The 19,474-nt window shown below is 68.7% G+C and carries 19 protein-coding genes and 1 tRNA gene; 15 read left to right on the top strand and 5 right to left on the bottom strand.

What is annotated here, in order from left to right; translation table 11 throughout:
• Positions 1–294: 294 nt before the first annotated feature.
• Together J2X41_RS05525 and J2X41_RS05520 are read right to left on the bottom strand one after the other, a co-directional pair.
• Positions 295–726: an acyl-CoA thioesterase gene (locus J2X41_RS05525; protein ID WP_310080280.1), complete on the bottom strand. Its 432-nt coding sequence runs from the start codon at positions 724–726 to the stop codon at positions 295–297.
• 12 nt (positions 727–738) lie between these two features.
• Positions 739–1,023: a zinc-finger domain-containing protein gene (locus tag J2X41_RS05520; RefSeq protein WP_082583849.1), complete on the bottom strand. Its 285-nt coding sequence runs from the start codon at positions 1,021–1,023 to the stop codon at positions 739–741.
• 144 nt (positions 1,024–1,167) lie between these two features.
• On the opposite strand from J2X41_RS05520, the gene J2X41_RS05515 reads away from it, so the two are divergent.
• On the top strand, positions 1,168–2,130 hold the full coding sequence (locus tag J2X41_RS05515; protein ID WP_310080279.1) for an ABC transporter ATP-binding protein: 963 nt from the start codon (positions 1,168–1,170) through the stop codon (positions 2,128–2,130).
• Positions 2,131–2,256: 126 nt separating this feature from the next.
• On the opposite strand, the gene J2X41_RS05510 is transcribed toward J2X41_RS05515, so the two are convergent.
• A complete protein-coding gene (locus J2X41_RS05510; RefSeq protein ID WP_310080278.1) occupies positions 2,257–3,150 on the bottom strand; it encodes a 5'-methylthioadenosine/S-adenosylhomocysteine nucleosidase in 894 nt (297 codons plus the stop codon).
• Between the two features lie 210 nt (positions 3,151–3,360).
• Between J2X41_RS05510 and J2X41_RS05505 the strand changes: the two genes are divergently transcribed.
• The 11 genes from J2X41_RS05505 to J2X41_RS05455 all read left to right on the top strand — a co-directional run bounded on the left by J2X41_RS05505 (position 3,361) and on the right by J2X41_RS05455 (position 14,042).
• The gene (locus J2X41_RS05505; RefSeq protein WP_310080277.1) at positions 3,361–4,434 is read left to right on the top strand and encodes a purine nucleoside permease; all 1,074 of its coding nucleotides are present in this window, start codon (positions 3,361–3,363) and stop codon (positions 4,432–4,434) included.
• Positions 4,435–4,438: 4 nt separating this feature from the next.
• A complete protein-coding gene (locus J2X41_RS05500; protein ID WP_310080276.1) occupies positions 4,439–5,755 on the top strand; it encodes an NCS2 family permease in 1,317 nt (438 codons plus the stop codon).
• Positions 5,756–5,824: 69 nt separating this feature from the next.
• Positions 5,825–5,901, top strand: a tRNA-Arg gene (locus J2X41_RS05495).
• A gap of 649 nt (positions 5,902–6,550) precedes the next feature.
• A complete protein-coding gene (locus J2X41_RS05490; protein ID WP_310080274.1) occupies positions 6,551–7,768 on the top strand; it encodes a glycosyltransferase in 1,218 nt (405 codons plus the stop codon).
• A 397-nt stretch (positions 7,769–8,165) separates the two neighbouring features.
• The gene (locus tag J2X41_RS05485) at positions 8,166–8,747 is read left to right on the top strand and encodes an NUDIX domain-containing protein (protein WP_310080273.1); all 582 of its coding nucleotides are present in this window, start codon (positions 8,166–8,168) and stop codon (positions 8,745–8,747) included.
• 127 nt (positions 8,748–8,874) lie between these two features.
• The gene (gene sdhC / locus J2X41_RS05480; RefSeq protein ID WP_310080271.1) at positions 8,875–9,282 is read left to right on the top strand and encodes a succinate dehydrogenase, cytochrome b556 subunit; all 408 of its coding nucleotides are present in this window, start codon (positions 8,875–8,877) and stop codon (positions 9,280–9,282) included.
• A gap of 3 nt (positions 9,283–9,285) precedes the next feature.
• On the top strand, positions 9,286–9,693 hold the full coding sequence (sdhD, locus tag J2X41_RS05475; protein WP_310080269.1) for a succinate dehydrogenase, hydrophobic membrane anchor protein: 408 nt from the start codon (positions 9,286–9,288) through the stop codon (positions 9,691–9,693).
• Positions 9,693–11,480 carry a succinate dehydrogenase flavoprotein subunit gene (gene sdhA / locus J2X41_RS05470; RefSeq protein WP_028039431.1) on the top strand — a complete coding sequence of 596 codons (1,788 nt, stop codon included), beginning with the start codon at positions 9,693–9,695 and terminating at the stop codon, positions 11,478–11,480. Before sdhD ends, sdhA begins: the two co-directional genes overlap by 1 nt.
• An 11-nt stretch (positions 11,481–11,491) precedes the next feature.
• Positions 11,492–12,274, top strand: coding sequence for a succinate dehydrogenase iron-sulfur subunit (locus J2X41_RS05465; protein WP_310080265.1), 783 nt, complete (start codon positions 11,492–11,494; stop codon positions 12,272–12,274).
• A gap of 161 nt (positions 12,275–12,435) precedes the next feature.
• Positions 12,436–13,689 (top strand): FAD-dependent oxidoreductase, encoded by a 1,254-nt coding sequence (locus J2X41_RS05460; protein WP_310080263.1) that lies wholly within the window; start codon positions 12,436–12,438, stop codon positions 13,687–13,689.
• A gap of 32 nt (positions 13,690–13,721) precedes the next feature.
• The gene (locus tag J2X41_RS05455; protein ID WP_089930236.1) at positions 13,722–14,042 is read left to right on the top strand and encodes a 2Fe-2S iron-sulfur cluster-binding protein; all 321 of its coding nucleotides are present in this window, start codon (positions 13,722–13,724) and stop codon (positions 14,040–14,042) included.
• Positions 14,043–14,183: 141 nt separating this feature from the next.
• Here the strand turns inward: J2X41_RS05455 and J2X41_RS05450 are convergent, their stop codons facing one another.
• Positions 14,184–16,496 carry an ATP-binding protein gene (locus J2X41_RS05450; protein ID WP_310080262.1) on the bottom strand — a complete coding sequence of 771 codons (2,313 nt, stop codon included), beginning with the start codon at positions 16,494–16,496 and terminating at the stop codon, positions 14,184–14,186.
• Between the two features lie 139 nt (positions 16,497–16,635).
• Between J2X41_RS05450 and J2X41_RS05445 the strand changes: the two genes are divergently transcribed.
• A complete protein-coding gene (locus J2X41_RS05445; RefSeq protein ID WP_310080261.1) occupies positions 16,636–17,049 on the top strand; it encodes a metallopeptidase family protein in 414 nt (137 codons plus the stop codon).
• Complete coding sequence (locus J2X41_RS05440) at positions 17,046–17,468, top strand: SWIM zinc finger family protein (RefSeq protein WP_310080260.1); 423 nt, start codon at positions 17,046–17,048, stop codon at positions 17,466–17,468. Before J2X41_RS05445 ends, J2X41_RS05440 begins: the two co-directional genes overlap by 4 nt.
• 6 nt (positions 17,469–17,474) lie before the next feature.
• Here the strand turns inward: J2X41_RS05440 and J2X41_RS05435 are convergent, their stop codons facing one another.
• A complete protein-coding gene (locus J2X41_RS05435; protein WP_310080259.1) occupies positions 17,475–18,182 on the bottom strand; it encodes an NAD-dependent deacylase in 708 nt (235 codons plus the stop codon).
• 167 nt (positions 18,183–18,349) lie between these two features.
• On the opposite strand from J2X41_RS05435, the gene J2X41_RS05430 reads away from it, so the two are divergent.
• Positions 18,350–19,474, top strand: a complete 1,125-nt coding sequence (locus J2X41_RS05430) for a ferritin-like domain-containing protein (RefSeq protein WP_310080725.1) — start codon at positions 18,350–18,352, stop codon at positions 19,472–19,474.

The raw sequence follows: 19,474 nt of genomic DNA, 5'->3' as shown, positions 1-19,474 counted from the left end.
CGCGGTCCGGGACCGGGGTTCGTTGACCTGGCCCGCCCGCCGGAGGCTTCAAGGCGGCGAGGCCCTAACAGGGCTCAGCGCCGCGGGCTTCCGGATAACGACCGCGCGGAGCGATCGGGCTTCGTCGAAAACGGTTACTACTCAAACACTCCGGACGATGTCCGGCGCTCCGCGTCCCTTTCCATACGCTCAGCGAGAGATCGCGTGAGGCGAGAGACCGTGCCTGCTAATACTTGCCCCCACCTGACCGCTTCGCGGTCTGTCCTCCCCCGGAGGGGGCGGAGCGCTTGGGTCCTAAGGCAGGGGCCGCGGCTTGCGATCGTCGCCGATGGCCACGAAGGTGAACACCCCTTGCGTCACCTTGTGGGCCTGCTCGCCGTCGCGGCGGCGGCGCCAGGCCTCGACCTCGACCTTCAGCGAGGTGCGGCCCACATGCACGACCTTGGCGAACAGGCTGACCTCGTCGCCGACGAACACCGGGCTGAGGAAGGTCATGCCGTCGACGGCGATGGTGGCGCAGCGGCCGGCCGCGCGGTGGAAGGCGATCGAGGCCGCCGCCAGGTCCATCTGCGACAGCAGCCAGCCGCCGAAGATGTCGCCCTCGGGATTGGTGTCGGACGGCATGGCGATGGCCCGCAGCACCGGGGCCTCGCGCGGCCATTCGGCGGCCTCCCAGGCCTTGGCCAGGGATTCGGCGCGCTGCAGCGCGGGAATGATGTCGGTCATCGCGGCGGTCGCCTAGTGGCCGCCGGAGCCTTCGTAGACCCCCGGGGCCAGCTGCTCGTCCTCGTCGTGGCCGGCGGCGGTCGAGGCCACGAAACGGCGGTCGCAATAGGGGCAGTCGACGAAGCCGGCCGCGCCCATCTCCAGCCAGACGCGCGGATGGCCCAGGGCGCCGCCGACGCCGTCGCAGGCGATGCGGTGCGAGCGGACCATGACGGTTTCGGGCGCGGGGCCGGCGCCGACCTCGACAGTGGTCGGCTCCATGGCGGTGGGAGCGGTGGACTTGGCCTTGCGCGCCATGTTCGTGAAACCCTTGAAAATCAGACGCGGCCTTGGCGTGGCGGCGATGCAGGCATACCTATGCGACCCATCGCGCCGTCGTCAATTGAAGGCGCGCCCCTTCGTTTCCCAATACCGCTGCAAAGCGGCGCATCTGGACGCTCCATGGACCTGCCCGCCTACGCGATCGAAGCCGAAGGCCTGTTCAAGACCTATCCCGCCACCAAGACCGCGCCGGAAAAGAGGGCCCTGAACGGCATCGACCTGAAGGTGCCGCGCGGCTCGATCTTCGGGCTGCTGGGGCCGAACGGCGCGGGCAAGTCGACCTTCATCAACATCCTGGCCGGCCTGACCCGCAAGAGCTCGGGCAAGGTGCGGATCTGGGACCGCGACATCGACGAGCGACCGCGCGACGCCCGCGCCGCCATTGGCGTGGTGCCCCAGGAGCTGGCCGCCGACGTGTTCTTCACCCCCCGCGAGTCGCTGGAGGTGCAGGCCGGCTTCTACGGCGTGCCCAAGAACGAGCGCCGCACCGACGAGCTGCTCAACGCCCTGGGCCTGGGCGACAAGGCCAACGCCTATGTCCGCCAGCTGTCGGGCGGCATGAAGCGCCGTCTGATGGTGGCCAAGGCCATGGTCCACCAGCCGCCGGTGCTGATCCTCGACGAGCCCACCGCCGGGGTCGACGTCGAGCTGCGCCGCCAGCTCTGGCAATATGTGACCGGGCTGAACCAGCTGGGCGTGACCATCGTCCTGACCACCCACTACCTGGAAGAGGCCCAGGAGCTGTGCGACCAGATCGCCATCGTCAACCGCGGCGAGGTGGTGGTCTGCGAGCCCACCGCGACCCTGCTGCGCCGGATGGACAGCCGCAACGTGGTGGTCACGCCCGAAGAGCCCGTCACCGTCGCGCCGCTGCTGCCCGGGTTCGAGACCCGGCTGCGCGGGGCCGGGGCCTTCTCGGTCTCCTACCGCACCGGCCAGTCCAGCGTCGAACAGGTGCTGGCGGCGGTCCGCGCCGAGGGGCTGAAGATCAAGGACATCGCCACCGAGGACCCGGACCTGGAGGACGTGTTCGTGTCGCTGACCTACGGCGATCCGAACGCGAAAGACCCGCTGAAGACCTGAACTTGCCTAAAAGGCCCTCCCCCTGTGGGGGAGGCGGCCCGAATGGGCCGGTGGGGGGATAGGGCAGGCGGTGGATCACTCCCCCCTCCGTCGGCTTCGCCGACACCTCCCCCACAGGGGGAGGAATTAAGGCAGCGCCTTGACGAACGCCCGGACGACCGTCGCCGAGTTCTCGGCCGCGAACTTCAGGAACACCGGGAACTGGTTGCCGGCCGGGTCGCCGCCGGCCAGGTCCGACAGGCTGCGGAAGGCGATGAACGGCGTGCGGTTGACGTAGGCCACCTGGGCGACGGCGGCGCTTTCCATGTCCAGCACCCGGGCGCCGAACACGTCGTGGGCATATTGCCGGAAGGCGGCGTTGTCGACGAACACCGGCCCCGAGCCCCCCACCCCGCCGACCACCACCTTGGGCGGCTTGGCCAGGCACTGGTCGGCGGCGCAACGCTTCAGGGTCAGGCCCGCGACGCTGCGGCGGGCCAGGTCCAGCAGGGCCGGGTCGACCGGAAAATCCTTCAGGTCCTCGGGCTGGCCATTGTCGCGGGTCACGGTCACGGCGCGCGGATACATCATGCCGAAGTTGGTCCGGCCGTCGGTCAGGCCCGGGGTCGGGGCGAAGCCGCCGGGGACTTCGCGGGCATAGGCCATCTCCGACGACTGCACCCAGCGCTCGGGGGCGACCACGTCGCCGACCTCCAGCGCCGGGTCGGCCCCGCCGGCCACGCCGGAAAAGACGATTCGCTCGATCCTGAACCGGTCCAGGGCCCCCTGGGTGGTCATGGCGGCGTTGACCATGCTGATCCCGCTGAGGAACAGCACCACGGGCTTGCCTTCCAGGGTCCCGGTGACGAACCGCGTCCCGGCGGCGGCGTATTCGTGCTTGTCGACCGTCGCCGCCTCCAGGGCCGCCAGCTCCGGCGGAAAGGCGCTGATCACCGCCGTGCGCGGGGCGGGATCCAGAGGCTCGGCGGCCTGGGCGAAGAGGGGCGCGCTGGCCAGCAGCAGGATCAGGAGAAGGCGCATGGGGGCTTTCGAGATGAAAGGCGATTCGCCGGCGACCCTAGCCGCCGCGCCGGCCATGAGGCGAGGCCTCCCGCGTCGCCGAGCCAAGGATCGGGCGCCGACGCCTCGCGGGTGGGCAGCGCAGGGCGGGGCCAACGCTCCCGGCGATCCCCGATTGCGTCGCGGGCCGCATCGGTGGAGGTTCACCGCCGGATTTCCGGTGGGGCTTGTATGCGTAATTTGTGGTTTCGGATCGTCCTGGCGCTTGCGCTCGCCCTGGGCCTCGGCCTGGCCGGCGCCCAGGCGGCGGGCTCGTCCAAGCGCCTGCCGGTCAAGGTGGTGATCGTCACCACCTTCGAGATCGGGGCCGACACCGGCGACATGGCCGGCGAGTTCCAGCCCTGGGTCGAGGGCTGGCCGCTGAAGCACGAGATCAAGATCCCCGGCGTCCGCCACGTGGCCCGCTATTCCGACGACGGCGTGCTGGCCATCGTCAGCGACATGCGCGGCCGGACCCGGGAAAGCGTGGCGGCCCTGATCCTGTCGGACCAGTTCGACCTGACCAAGGCCTACTGGATCGTCAGCGGCATCGCCGGCGTCGATCCCGCCGTCGCCTCGGTCGGCAGCGCCGCCTGGGCCCGCTACGTGGTCGACGCCGACCCGATCTACGAGCTCGACGAACGCGACATGCCGGCCGACTGGCCCTACGGCCTCTATGCCGACAACGCCGAACGCCCCAACGTGAAGGGCAAGGCCCCGGGCTCCAGCGCCATGGTCTGGAGCTTGGACAAGGGGCTGGTCGACTGGGCCTACGGCCTGACCCGCGACGTCGGCCTGCCGGATTCTCCGGGCCTTCAGGCCCTGCGCGCGCCGTACGCCGGCGACGCCGAGGGGCAGAGGCCGCCGTTCGTGCTGCAGGGCGACGCCCTGGGCACTGTGCGTTTCTGGCACGGCGCGCACCGCACCCAGTGGGCCCATGACTGGGTGAAGCTCTGGACCGACGGGGCCGGAACCTTCACCATGACCGACTGCGAAGACCAGGGGATCCTCGACGTGCTCGACGCCCACGCCGCGTCCGGAAGGATCGACCGTCGCCGGGTGCTGGTGCTGCGCACCGGCAGCAACTACTCGCGCGGGCCGCTGGGCCAGGCCAGCTTGCCGCATGTCTTTCACGGCGAGGGGCTGAAGGCCGGGTTCGAGGCCACCTTCCTCGTCGGCGGCGTGGTCGCCCGCGACCTCGTCGCCCACTGGGACCGTTACGCCACGACCCTTCCCACCGCCACCCCGACCGGCCGGAGCCGCTAAGCCCATGCTCGAACGCCTCTTCGGCCTCAAGGCCCAGGGAACCGACATCCGCACCGAGGTGCTGGCCGGCGTCACGACCTTCATGACCATGGCCTATATCGTGGTGGTCAATCCGGCGATCCTGGGCGAGGCCGGCATGCCGGTGGCCGCCGTGGCCGCCGCCACCTGCCTGGCGGCCGGCTTCGGCTCGATCCTGATGGGGCTGATCGCCAACTACCCGCTGGCCCTGGCCCCCGGCATGGGGCTGAACGCCTATTTCACCTACACCGTGGTCAAGGGCATGGGCGTGCCGTGGGAGACCGCCCTGGGCTGCGTCTTCCTGTCGGGCGTGGCCTTCCTGGTCCTGACCCTGGTGGGCGTGCGTCAGATGATCGTCGCGGCCATCCCCAAGCCGCTGTTCTCGGCCGTCGCCGCCGGGGTGGGGCTGTTCATCGCCTTCATCGGCCTGAAGGAGGCGGGGATCATCGTCGCCAGCCCGGCCACCACCGTGGCCCTGGGCGACCTGACCACCCCGACTGCGGCGGTGGCGATCCTGGGCCTGGTGCTGATCGCCGTGCTGCAGGCCTGGCGGGTCAAGGGCGCGATCCTGATCGGCATCCTGCTGGCCGCCGCCGCCGGCTGGGCGCTGGGCCTGGCCAAGATCGCGCCGGGGACCTCCAGCCTCGCCGACCTGACCGCCACGGCGTTCAAGATGGACGTGGCCGGCGCCTTTCACCTGAAGGGCGGCATGGCGGTGGCCATGCTGGAGATCATCTTCGTCTTCCTGTTCGTCGACCTGTTCGACAATGTCGGCACCCTGGTGGCGGTGACCAAGAAGGCCGGCCTGCAGGCGCCCGACGGCTCGATCCCGCGGCTGAACCGCATCCTGCTGGCCGATTCGGCGGCGACCATGGTCGGTGCGGCGGCGGGCACCTCGACGGTGGTCAGCTATATCGAGAGCGCCTCGGGCGTGACCGCGGGCGGCCGCACCGGCCTGACGGCGGTGGTGGTCGGCCTGCTGTTCCTGGCCACCCTGTTCTTCGCGCCGCTGGTCCAGGCGATCCCGGCCGCCGCCACGGCTCCCGCCCTGATCCTGGTGGGCGCCCTGATGGTCGGCTCGCTGGTCGATGTCGACTGGGCCGACCCGACGGTGGCGATCCCGGCTTTCCTGACCCTGATCACCATCCCCCTGACCTTCTCGATCGCCAACGGCCTGGCGTTCGGCATCACCAGCTACGCGGTCCTGCGTCTGCTGACCGGCAAGATCGGTAGGGGCGACTGGCTCCTGCTGGTCCTGGCGGCGCTGTTCGTGGTCCGCTTCGTCTATCTGGCCAAAGGCTGAGACCGGCCCGAAAGACCCGTTTGCGCCGACGCGGCCTTTCGGCTAAGACCGCGCTTCCGCAAGGCGGAAGCACCCGTAGCTCAGCTGGATAGAGCGTTGCCCTCCGAAGGCAAAGGTCACACGTTCGAATCGTGTCGGGTGCGCCAATCCCCATAAGGGATTGAGCGTTTCAAGCGATCCCCTCCATTCCGCCTGTCCGCAGAATGTCCGCCTTACGCGTTCTGGCGAGGGTCCGGGGAGCCTCCAGGTCATACGAAAAACCCCGCCGAGGCCGCCACCTCGAACGGGGTTCGAATGACCCGCCGCTCACGAAGCTTGGGTCGGGACCGAGTCTATAGTCCCGCCGCCTCCGTGCCCCGCAATCCGACTATCTCCGGGCGCCGGAGCGGTGGCATGAGCCGACTCCTGGGTCTCAGAATTTCGTCGCCGGGAAGCTCGCGCAGCTCCAGGTTCTGACGGACGCCTCGCTGACACCGCTGGCGAAGACGCTGGCGGCGCTCCTCATGCACGTCCTGAATTCGAAAACGGGCGACGGCTATCGTTCTCGAGCGTGGCTGGCTGCAGGGCACCGCCCTGTTCCGCTCCAGGCCGCCGGGCCTGCGTGCGGTGCTGGCCAGAACCAAGAGCGAGTTACCGACGACGCGCGAAACCTCACCAAGACGCGCGCTCGCCGTCGCCAGGAAGGGGAAACCGAGCGTCCCTCCCCGCGGCCGCGACTCATACGCACGAACAGCACAGCCTTGTATCGTGTATCTTAAGATTGTATTCGAGTTGTAGTGGCTTGGAGTAGAGTTTGTGCGGGCTGTTTTCATCAAGGGTCAGTCGGATTACGACGCCACCCGCGTGTTCGTTGATGAGTTGGCTGGCGCTTTCGAGCGTGAAGGATACGCGTCCGTCGTGATCGACGCTCTTGGGGAGCCAGACCTCCAAGAGACCCTTCGGCGAGAAGCCGCGGCGGGCCCAACCGAGCTCATCTACACCGTCGGAATGCTAGGGGAACTGCGGGACAAAGACGGTCGCTCCCTGGGTCAAATCTTCGGTGCGCCGCATGTGCTGCACCATGTCGACTACCCCCTTAGCCATCTCGAACGCTTGGAACGGACCGCTTCTGAAACCGCGCTCCTGGTCGTCGATCCAACCCACGTCGAAGCGGTGAACGCCACGTTCGGACAAGATCGCTTCGCCGACGTGGCGTTTGGACCGCACGGCGCGGTTGGCGAAGCGTCCAAACCAGAGCTTGACGCCGAAGAGTTTAGCGATGGCCGCCCCATCCCAATTTTGTTCGCGGGCACCTATTACGGACCTGGACGGCCGCCATGGTCACACGAGCAGGGCTTGGTGCGCAGCCTCTTTGACACCGCCTTGGAGATTGCGCTCGGGGCGGAGTTCATCCCCGCCCTGGACGCCATGGATCATTCCTTGCGCGCTCATGGCCTGGACCCAAGCGATCCGCATCTGCAGCGGACGCGAAAATTCGCGACCACAATCCACGAGCAGGTGCGCCAGGTTCGCCGTCTAGCTTTGCTTGAGGCTGCCGGAGCGGCGGGATTGCCCCTCCACATCGTCGGCGGCGGGTATGGCGACAGGTTCGACCATTTCCCCTCGTTTCGCTTGCTCGGGGCGGCTAGCTTGCCCAACGTCTCGCGACTGATGCGGACCGCTAAACTCGTCCTCAACGTGAACGCAAACTTCGGTGCGGGCTCTCATGAGCGCCCATTGACGGCGATGCTCGCGGGCGCCGCCGTGGCGTCCGACCACGGCGCCTGGTGGGCGGAGCATTTCGTCGAAGATCGGGAAATCCTGCTCTATCGCTGGAAGGATCTCTCGGCTGGTTTGGAGCGCGTCGCCGCCCTGCTCGAGGATCCAGAGGCGGTCTGGCGGTTGGCCGGGGCTGGACAGCAACGGGTGCTTAAAGAGCATCGCTTTGATCGGCGTGTACAGACCGTGGTCGATGCAGCTCGGAGGGCCAGAACTCGCCGCCTTGATCTGTTCGGCCCGATGGACGCGACCTAAGCTACGGTCTTTGCTATCGACCCTTGGACGTAGCCGGCGACGCCGCCCCGTTTGAGCGAGGTATTCCCGACTAGCTTCTGCGCCTCAGGGATAAACCAACCCGATCCTTGATCTCCTCACGACCACCGAAGAGATCGGAAATCTGCTTGGCCCACGCCGTATCCTGCTGGTCTTTGGCGTCTCACGGGCGTGGCGCCGGCTACCTCCCACCAGTTGGCGCCCAAGGATCAGCTAAGAGTCATCGTTGCCCGTTCGGCATCATCAAAAGGAGAGAGGAGGGTGTCCCCGAACACCCGTCAGCCATGTCCCCGGTCTGAAAAACAAGGGCGGGAATGACGAGGAAGAGGGGATGGTTCGAAGAGTGGCGTGGTCGCTCTGTCTAGCAGTTGGAGGAATCATGAGCGTCAAGGATCGCGTCCGCGTCCACGAGACCCGGCTGCTCTCGGACAACTGGTACGTCCTGAAGACGACCACCTTCGACTGGAAGCGCCGCGACGGCACCTGGCAGACGCAACACCGCGAAGTCTACGACCGTGGCAACGGGGCGGTGCTGCTGCCCTACAATCTGGCCAATCGCACCGTGCTGCTGGTCAAGCAGTTCCGCTATCCGGCCTTCGTCAACGGCCATGACGACCTGCTGATCGAGGCCGCCGCCGGCCTGCTGGACAACGCCGAGCCGGAAGCGCGGATCCGCGCCGAGGTCGAGGAGGAGCTGGGCTATCGGCTCGGCGCGGTGAGCAAGGTCTTCGAGGCCTTCATGAGCCCGGGATCGGTCACCGAGATCCTGCACTTCTTCGTGGCCGAATACGACGCGGCGATGCGGATCGGCGACGGCGGCGGTCATCCCGACGAGGGCGAGGACATCGAGGTGCTGGAGCTGACCCTCGACGAGGCCCTGGCCATGGTCGCCGACGGCGCCATCCGCGACGCCAAGACCATCATGCTGCTGCAGCACGCGGCGCTGAACCTGTTTCACTGAACCCGCCAGCCCCGCTCGCGGCGCCTGCCCTGAGAACGTTTCTCAACAAGGGCGGCCGCGTTGACACCCCCAACGTCGCGCTTAAAAGCATCCCGCAACGCACAAAGCCAAAGGGTTGGACGCAACCATGACCGACACCCGCGGGGGCCTTCCCGACCGCCCCCTGTCGCCGCACCTGCAAGTCTGGCGCTGGCACATCACCATGGCCTGCTCGATCCTGCACCGGGCCACGGTCTTCGCCCTTTATGTCGGCGTGCTGCTGCTGGCCGGTTGGGCCGTGGCCCTGGCCTCGGGCCCAGACGCCTATGCCTGCTACACCGGGGCCCTGGGTTCGCCGCTCGGCAAGCTGGTGCTGTTCGGCCTGACGGTCGCCGTGCTCTACAACATCGCCTACACCGTGCGTCAGACCTTCTGGGACGCCGGCAAGGGCTTCACGCCGAAGACCGCCGACATGACCGGCGCCGGGGCCATCGCCTTCGCTGTGGTCGGCGCGATCGTCGTCTGGGTCATCGCCGCCCAAACCGGAGCGCTCTGAATCATGGCCGGTCCTTCCTCCTCCGCCCGCTACCGCACGCCGATGTCCCGGGCTCGCGGCCTGGGCGCTTCGCACCACGGCGTCGGCCATTTCATCACCGAGCGCGTGTCGGGCATCGCCCTGGTCCCGCTGGCCCTGTGGGGCCTGTTCGCGGTCCTGCGCCTGGCGGCCCTGGGCTTCGACGGCGCCGCCGAATGGGTGGCCATCCCGCACAACACCGTCCTGCTCTGCCTGCTGATCGTCGTCGCCCTGATCCACTTGAAGGGCCAGGTGCAGGTGGTGATCGAGGACTACGTCCCGGACTTCACGACCAAGACCGTGCTGGTCCTCGCCAATCTTTTCGTCTGCGTCCTCGGCGGCGCTCTTGGGGTCGTGGCGATCCTCAAGGTCGCCTTCACCGGAGCCCTCTGATGTCGGCCTACAAGTTCATCGACCACAAGTTCGACGTCGTCGTCGTCGGCGCCGGCGGCTCGGGCCTGCGGGCCGCGCTCGGCTGCGCCCAGGCCGGGCTGAAGACCGCCTGCGTCACCAAGGTGTTCCCGACCCGCAGCCACACGGTCGCCGCCCAGGGCGGGATCTCGGCCTCGCTGGGCAACATGGGCCAGGACGACTGGCGCTGGCACATGTTCGACACCGTCAAGGGCTCGGACTGGCTGGGCGACCAGGACGCCATCGAGTACCTGACCCGCAACGCCCCGGCGGCGGTCTATGAGCTGGAGCACTGGGGCGTGCCGTTCTCGCGCACCGTCGACGGCAAGATCTACCAGCGCGCCTTCGGCGGCATGACCAAGAACTTCGGCGAGGGCCCGATCCAGCGCACCTGCGCGGCGGCGGACCGCACCGGTCACGCCATGCTGCACACGATGTACGGCCAGTCCCTGGCCCACGACACCGAGTTCTTCATCGAGTACTTCGCGCTCGACCTGATCATGGAAGACGGCGTCTGCCGCGGCGTCACCGCCTGGAAGCTGGACGACGGCACCCTGCACCGCTTCCAGGCCCAGATGGTCATCCTGGCCACCGGCGGCTACGGCCGCGCCTACTTCTCGGCCACCTCGGCCCATACCTGCACCGGCGACGGCAACGCCATGGCCCTGCGGGCCGGCCTGCCGCTGCAGGACATGGAATTCGTCCAGTTCCACCCCACCGGCATCTACGGCGCCGGCTGCCTGATCACCGAGGGCGCCCGCGGCGAGGGCGGCTACCTGACCAATTCGGAAGGCGAGCGCTTCATGGAGCGCTACGCCCCGTCGGTGAAGGACCTAGCCCCGCGCGACATGGTCAGCCGGGCCATGACCATCGAGATCCGCGAAGGCCGGGGCGTGGGTCCCAACAAGGACCACATCTTCCTGCACCTGGACCACCTGGACCCGAAGATTCTGCACGAGCGCCTGCCCGGCATCTCCGAGACCGCCAAGGTGTTCGCCGGGGTCGACGTGACCAAGGCCCCGATCCCGGTCCTGCCGACCGTCCACTACAACATGGGCGGCATCCCCACGAACTATCACGGCGAGGTCGTCACCAAGTCGGGCGACAATCCCGACCAGGTGATCCCCGGCCTGATGGCCGTGGGCGAGGCGGCCTGCGTCTCGGTGCACGGCGCCAATCGCCTGGGCTCCAACAGCCTGATCGACCTGGTGGTGTTCGGCCGCGCGGCCGCCCTGCGCTGCGCCGAGATCCTCAAGCCGATGGCCACCCAGCCGGAGCTGAAGGACAGCATGACCGACGCCCACGTGGCGCGCTTCGACCGCTTCCGCAACGCCAACGGCGGCCAGCCGACGGCGGCCCTGCGTCTGGAGATGCAGAAGGCCATGCAGGAGGACGCCGCGGTGTTCCGCACCGGCGAGACCCTGGACGGCGGCCTCAAGCGCCTGGGCGTGGTCTGGGACAAGGCCAAGGACATCAAGGTCAGCGACCGCGGGCTGGTGTGGAACACCGACCTGATGGAGACCCTGGAGTTCGACAACCTGATCGGCCAGGCCGTCGTCACCGTGGCCGGGGCGGTCAACCGCACCGAAAGCCGCGGCGCCCACGCCCGCGAGGACTTCTCCACGCGCGACGACGCCAACTGGATGAAGCACACCCTGGCCTGGCTCGACCAGGGCACCGGCCAGGTGAAGATCGATTTCCGGCCGGTGCACAGCTACACCATGTCGAAAGACATCGACTACATCCCGCCCAAGCAGCGCGTGTACTGAGGGTACGATCGATGGTTCAGCTCACCCTCCCCAAGAACTCCACCGTCCAGAACGGCAAGACCTGGCCCGCCCCCGCCGGCGCCAAGAACACGCGGTCGTTCAAGGTCTATCGCTACGACCCGGAAGACGGCCGCAACCCGCGCTGGGACACCTACGAGGTGGATGTCGACGCCTGCGGCCCGATGGTCCTGGACGCGCTGCTGTACATCAAGAACACCATCGACCCGACGCTGGCCTTCCGCCGCTCGTGCCGCGAGGGCGTCTGCGGCTCGTGCGCGATGAACATCGGCGGCCGCAACACCCTGGCCTGCACCCACGGCCACGCCGACACGCCCGGCAAGGCCGTGCAGATCAGCCCGCTGCCCAGCCAGCCGGTGGTCAAGGACCTGATCCCGGACCTGACGCTGTTCTACGCCCAGTACGCCTCGATCGAGCCCTGGCTGCACACCGTCACGCCCGAGCCGCAGACCGAGTGGAAGCAGTCGCCGGAAGACCGCTCCAAGCTGGACGGCCTCTACGAGTGCATCCTGTGCGCCTGCTGCTCGACCTCGTGCCCCAGCTACTGGTGGAACGGCGACAAGTACCTGGGCCCGGCCACCCTGCTGCACGCCTATCGTTGGCTGATCGACAGCCGCGACGAAGCCACGGGCGATCGCCTCGACGACCTCGAGGACCCGTTCAAGCTCTATCGCTGCCACACGATCATGAACTGCGCCCAGGTCTGCCCCAAGGGCCTGAACCCGGCCAAGGCGATCGCCGAGATCAAGAAGATGCTGGTGGAGCGCGTCGTCTAGGGCGACACGCTTTCCGCCTCGTCCTTCGACGGGCTCGGGACGAGGCTCATCCAATCGCCGTAGAAGGCCGGGATCCTGTCGCATAGGACCCGGCTTTCGAGCCCAAGGCCGATCGGCTTGCAAAAAGGTGACGCTGCCGTCATCTTTGCTCGAACGGGAGGATGTTGGCGTTGAGTGAACCAGGGACCGGCGATCTGAGCGCCCGCGTCGTCATCGTCGGCGCTGGCCATGCCGGCGGCTCGGCCGCGGCGTTCCTTCGCCAGTACGGCCACACCGGCCCGATCGTGCTGATCGGCGACGAACCCCTGCTGCCCTACCAGCGCCCGCCGCTCAGCAAGGCCTGGCTGAAGGGCGAGGCCGACGCCGACAGCCTGCAGCTCAAGCCCAGCAGCTGGTACGAGGAGGCCGGCGTCTCCCTGCGCCTGGGCGGGACGGTGGTCTCGATCAACCGCGGGGCCAAGTCCGTGACCCTGGCCTCGGGCGAGCACCTGCCCTACGACTACCTGATCCTGGCCACCGGGGCCCGGGCCCGGGCCCTGCCGATCCCTGGCGCCGATCTGACTGGCGTGTTGTCACTGCGCACGGCGGCCGACGCCGAGGCCCTGAAGAGCCACCTGGGTCCCGGCAAGCGGCTGGCGGTGGTCGGCGGCGGCTATGTGGGACTGGAGGCGGCGGCCTCGGCCACGGCCCTGGGCGGCCACGCCACGATCATCGAGCGCGAGCCGCGGGTCCTGGCCCGGGTGGCCTGCGAGACCCTGTCGACCTTCTTCCAGGACTATCACGGCGCGCGCGGCGTCAGCTTCGTGCTCAACGCGGGCGTGGCGGGCTTCGACGAGAAGGATGGCCATGTGACGGGCGTGCGGCTGGCCGACGGCACGGTGATCGCCTGCGACGTCGCCCTGGTCGGGGTGGGGGCGATCCCCAACGAGGAGCTGGCCCGCGACGCGGGGCTGGACTGCACCAACGGCGTGGTCGTCGACATCGAGGCGCGCACGGCCGACCCGTTCGTGTTCGCCATCGGCGACCTGACCCACCGCCCGCTGCCGACCTACGGGCGCCAGTTCCGCCTGGAAAGCGTGCCCAACGCCCTGGAGCAGGCCAAGCAGGCCGCCGCCGCCATCGCCGGCCGGCCGATGCCGCCGCACGAGATCCCGTGGTTCTGGTCCGACCAGTACGACCTGAAACTGCAGATCGCCGGCCTGCCGTTCGACGCCGACCGCCAGGTGGTGCGCGGCGACGTGGCCGCCGCCCGGTTCGCCGTCTTCCACCTGAAGGGCGACCTGGTGCAGGCCGTCGAAGCCGTCAACGCGCCGCCCGAGTTCATGGCCGGCAAGCAGCTGATCGCCCGACGCACGCCCGTCAGCCTCGAAAAGCTGGCGGACACCGCCATTTCCATGAAAGACGTCGCGGCGTAAAACGACCGTTCAAGAGCTAGTCCAGGGGACCCATGGCCAAGATCACCTATATCGAGCACGACGGCGAAGAACACGTCATCGACGTCAAGCCGGGCCTGACGGTCATGGAAGGCGCGGTGAAGAACAACGTGCCGGGCATCGACGCCGATTGCGGCGGCGCCTGCGCCTGCGCCACCTGCCACGTCTATGTGGACGACGCCTGGCTGTCCAAGACCGGCGACAAGTCGGCCATGGAGGAGTCGATGCTGGACTTCGCCGAGAACGTCGAGCCGAACTCGCGCCTGTCGTGCCAGATCAAGGTGAGCGACGCGCTGGACGGGCTGGTGGTGCGTCTGCCGGAAAGCCAGCACTAAATTCCTCCCCCAGTGGGGGAGGCGATCGCGCAGCGATCGGTGGGGGGAGTTTTTAGGATCGTTGATCCAGGTGCGGTCGCCTTCCGATCACTCCCCCCACCGTCGGCTTCGCCGACACCTCCCCCACAGGGGGAGGACTTTCTAAAACCCGAACTCCGGCTGCGCCGCCCCCGGCTGCTGCGTCTCGGGCAAATGGCACGTGAACGTCGAGCCCGCGCCCGGTTCGCTTTCCAGCGCCACCCAGCCGCCGTGCAGCTCGACCAGCGCCTTGACCAGGGCCAGGCCCAGGCCGGGGCCGCCGCGGTCCCGGCCCACGAAACGGTCGAAGATGTGGGCCTGAACGTGGAACGGCACGCCCCGGCCGGTGTCCGAGACGTCCAGCCGCACCTCGCCCAGGGCCCGTCGCGCCGACAGAGTGACCACCCCGTCCGGCGGCGTCTGGCGAAGGGCGTTCTCGATCAGGTGGTCCAGGATCTGCGACAGGCGCTTGTGGTCGCCGCGGATCAGGCCGACGTCCTTGTCGCATTCCACCGACAGCGTCACCCCGCCTAGCTGGGCGACCTTCAGCGAGCGCTCCTGGGCGTCGGTCAGCAGGCCGGCCACGCGGATGTCCTCGATCTCCAGCGCCATCTCGCCGGCGTCGATCTGGGCCATGTCCAGCACGTCGTCGATCGAGCGGGCCAGCTGGGTGGCGGCGGCGCGCACCGAGGCCACGTGCCCGCGACTGCGCTCGCTCAGGCCGTCGGCCCGCTCCAGCAGCTCCGAATAGCCGATGATCGTCGTCAGCGGCGTGCGCAGCTCGTAGGAGACGTTACCGACGAAGTCGCGCTTGAGCCGTTCGGCCTCGGTCAGGGCCGCCGAGCGGTCGTCCAGGGCGTTCTGCAGGGCGCGGGTGTCGGTGACGTCGGCGAAGGCGATCAGGGTCGCGCCGTCCGGCAGCGGCCGGCTCTGGTAGACCACGATGCGGTTGTCCGAGGTGCGGGTCTCGCCCGAGGTCGGGGCGCGCATCTGCGGATCGGGATCGGCGACCCGGCCCTTCAGCTCGCGCCAGAAGCTGAGATCGTGCAGGCGCGGCACGCACAGCTCGACCACGCCCTCGAAGTCGACCGCCGCCTCCAGGGCCTGGGCCGAGACGTTCCAGAAGGTCTCGAAGGCCTCGTTGTGCAGCCGCAGGCGGCCGTCCGAGCCGAACACCGCCACCGCGTCGTTCAGCTTGTCCAGCGTGGCCTGCTGCACCTGGATCAGGGCGTTGTACTGGGCCTTCAGCCGCAGCTCGCCGGTGATGTCGGAATAGAGCAGCAGCATGCCGCCCAGCGGGTGGGGCTGGCGCACGACGCGCAGGGTGCGGCCGTCGGGCAGGTCCCACATCTCGTCGGCCTGGGGGCCCAGGTCCTCGTAGCGCGCCAGCTCGGCGGCCTTCCATTTGGCGTAGTCGACGGTCTCGGGCAGGCGGCGGCGCTGGCGCAGGCGGTCCAGCACCTCGCCGTGGGTCGGGCGCTCGGCCAGCCAGGCCGGCTCCAGGCCCCACAGCTCGGCGAAGGCGGTGTTGTGGAAGGCCAGCCGCCGGCCGGCGCTGAAGATCGCCACACCGTCGGCGATGTGGTTCAGGGTCTCGTCGTGGGCGGCGACGTGCTTCTTCAGCGCGTCGCGCATGTCCTCGACCTCGGTGACGTCGCTGCTGAACACCCCGACTCCGCCGCCCTCCAGCGGCTGGGCCGAGAAGCGCAGGGCGCGGCGGCGGCCGTCCAGCGGCACCCAGCGCACCAGCTCGCGCAGCTCGCCGGCCTTGGCCGCCTCGATCGCCAGGGCGTCGGCGGCCCGGTCGAGCGACTTGTTGTCGCGCGCCGCGTCGGCGGCCGTCTCGACCCCGACCACGCGCAGATAGGCCGCGTTGCCCCAGACCGGCGCGCCGTCGGCACCCGAGATCCAGGCCGGCTCGACCAAGCCGTCCATGAAGGCGGCGAAGCGCTGGGCGTCGGGCAGGCCGGTCTCGTCGGCGGCGGCTGCGGCCAGGCGCAGCCAGGCGCGGGTCCCGGCCGCCCGGCCCTCGACCAGCACGCCGCCGCGCGCGCCGCGCGTCTCGAAGGCGCACGCCTCGCCCTGCTCGAACAGGGCCTTCAGCTTGTGGGCGTGGGACGGATCGGCCTCGGTCAAGGCCACGACCACGGCCTGGGCGTCGGCGGGAACGTCGAGAATTTCGGCGCAGGCGGCCAGGGCGTCCTGGCCCGACACCAGGTCGACGCCGTCGTCGTGCAGGACGACCACCGCCGTCTCGAAGGCCTCGGCCGCGCCCTGGCTGTCCATCAGCCGCGTCTCCAGCGTCGCGGCGCGGGTCTTCAGGCGGGCAAGGTGATCCTCGAACCGCCGTCGCTGCGACATCGCCCACAGGGTGGCGCAGAGGGCGAGGCAGACCGCGCCGGCCGTCGCGGCCAGGATCAAGTCGGACGAGGTCATCAGGCTTGTCGTCGGCCCCCGGGCTGCGGACGTGGTTAGCGAATCAGATTCACAGATTAGGCCGCGCGTGGCCAGAGCGCGATGAGCTGCGCCGTCGCGGCGCCTTTCCGGCGCGTCTCCTCCGGCCTATGTACCGACCATGACCTGGATCGACCGACCCGCCTCGGCGCTGGCCCCGTCGCTGGACGACTTCGCCGTCCTGGCGCGCAAGGCCTTCGACGACCTGCCCGCCGACTTCCGCCGCCAGACCGGCGACGTGGTGTTCCGGATCGACGACTTCGCCGCCGACGAGGTGCTGGACGAGCTGGGCATCGAGGATCCGTTCGAGCTGACCGGCCTCTACCAGGGCGTGGACCTTGGCCGCCGCTCGATCCTGGACCCCTCGCCGCAGCCGTCGATGGTGTTCCTGTACCGCCGGCCGATCCTGGACGAATGGTGCGAGCGCGGCGACGTCACCCTGGGCGAGCTGATCGCCCACGTGCTGGTCCACGAGATCGGCCACCATTTCGGCCTGTCCGACGACGACATCCACCGCATCGAGGACGACGCATGAGCCACGCCGACCGCCTGTTCGACGCCGATGCCTGGCGCGGCCGCATGGACGAGCGCTGGTTCGAGAGCGGCGCGGCCATGGCCGAGGCCGGGGCCGTCGACCTGGTGGCGATCGAGGACGACGTCGTCACCGGCCACGTCACCGGCAGCGCCGGCGACCTCTATGTCGTCACCCTGCGCGCGCCGGCCGGCGAGGGCGCCTGCACCTGTCCCGGCTTCGACAAGTTCGGGGCCTGCAAGCACCAGGCGGCGCTGGTGGCGGCGGCCAACCTGCTGGACGCGACCGGCCGGGGCTATGTCCGCGACCGCCTGGCCCGCCTGCGCGACGGCCTGGCGCTGGAGAGCCGCGACGCCCTGATCGAGCGGATCGTCGAACTGGCCAAGAAGGACCCCAAGGTGCTGGCGGGGCTGGAAGGTTAGCCGCGTCTACCCGCCCAGCACCTCGTCCACCCAGGCCGGCACGACTTGCGTCGCGGGGCCGTAGCGGCGCTCGTCGAAGGCCCGCGCGTTGTCGGAGGGCTCCAGGTTCAGCTCGCAGGTGCGGATCCCCAGCCGCCGGGCCTGGGCCACGAAGCCGGCGGCCGGATAGACCGCGCCAGACGTGCCGATCGCCACGAACAGGTCGCTGTCCTCCAAGGCGTCCTCGATCGCGTCCATGAACAGCGGCGTCTCGCCGAACCAGACCACGTGCGGCCGAGCCGTTCCGGTTTCGCCGCAGCGGCCGCAGGCGGTTTCACCGCTCAGGGGCTCGGCGTCCGGCCAGGTCGTTCCGCAGGCGTGGCAGCGCGTGACCCCCAGCTGGCCGTGCATGTGGACCACATCGGCGCAGCCGCCCTGCTCGTGCAGGTCGTCGACGTTCTGGGTGCACAGGAACAGGCGTCCGCCGCGCGCGGCCAAGCCCTTCTGAAGCCGGGCCAGGGCCAGGTGCGCGGCGTTGGGCGTCGCGCCCGCCAGATTGGCTCGGCGGGCGTTGTAGAAGGCCCGGACCTTGGCCGGATCGCGGGCGAAGCCCTCGGGCGTGGCCACCTCCGAAAGGTCGTACCGGGTCCAGATCCCGCTGGTGTCGCGGAACGTGCCCAGGCCGCTTTCGGCCGAGATCCCGGCGCCGGTCAGGACGAAGATGTTCAGGCCCATGGCGCGTTTCTCAGCATAATCCGGACGTTCTCCAAACCTGACGCGGCCGTCATTTTTAATTTGACCCCGCCGGCCCTTTGAGTTGACAGTGTTTAGATAGGCCAGAGACCCGCGTTAGACGGAGCCTGGCCAGCCCCTTCAGGCGAGGAGCCCCCAGGATGACAAGCGTGACGGACAAGAACATCACCAAGGACGCCATGTACGACGCGGTGGCGCCGGACGACTTCGAGTCGATGCTCGAACTGGACCGCTACAACAACCGCTCCACGGCGTTCGACAAGATCATTTCGGCGACCCACGACCACTTCTGGGACCCGCTGGACAAGACCTATATCGACTATGACGAGCCGTTCGACATGGAGAACCAGGCGCTGGTTCCCGAGGACCTGGTCATCGCCCTGTCGACCGACTACGTCTCCGACCACCTCAGCGATCCTAAGCAGCGCATCCGCTTCATCAACCAGTCGGTGCTGCGCAGCTTCTCGTCGATCCTGCACGGCGAGCAGGGGGCGCTGAACCTGTCGGCCAGCCTGTGCCACGTGCTCAAGGACCAGGGCGCCCAGGAATACGCCGCCAACCAGACCCGCGAGGAAGCCCGCCACGTCACGGCCTTCGCCAAGTACATCAAGGCCCGCTGGGGCAAGCCGGTCGAATGCGGCCCGGCCCTGAAGACCCTGCTGGTCGAGATCATCGGCGCGCCCGAGGTCTACAAGAAGATCATCGGCATGCAGATGCTGGTCGAGGGCCTGGCCATGGGCGCCTTCGCCACCTTCTACACCAAGATCCATGACCCGCTGGGCAAGAAGATGCTGCAGCTGGTGATGACCGACGAGGCCTTCCACCACAAATTCGGGAAGATCTGGGCCGACCGAACGGTGCCCAAGCTGACCCCCGAGGAGCACGCGATCATCGAGGACTGGGCGGCGCACTGCTTCCAGACCCTGCTGTTCAACCTGGTCTCCCCGCACCAGCAGCTGGACCTCTACGCCGAGTTCGGCCTGGATCCCGACAAGGTGGTCGAGGAGTACGGGAAGATCATGACCGACGACTTCCGCCGGGAGAACATGAAGGAGCAGACCAACATCTTCCGGGTGCTGGTCAAGACGCTGCTCAACGCCGGCATCATCACCGAGCGCACCAAGGCCTTCTACGCCATGTATGTCGACCTGGACGAGCTGAAGGGCGAGGGCGAGCGGATGGTCGGCGACGACATCGCCGAGGAGGGCATCCGCCACCTGCAGGCCATCAATTTCCGGGACCGCGCCACGCCGGTGACCATCGCCGCCGAATAG

This window comes from Caulobacter sp. BE254 (genome assembly GCF_031457295.1).
Taxonomy (GTDB): Bacteria; Pseudomonadota; Alphaproteobacteria; order Caulobacterales; family Caulobacteraceae; genus Caulobacter.
The sequence above is the reverse complement of the archived record's forward strand: the minus strand, read 5'-3'. Positions and strand labels throughout refer to the sequence as shown.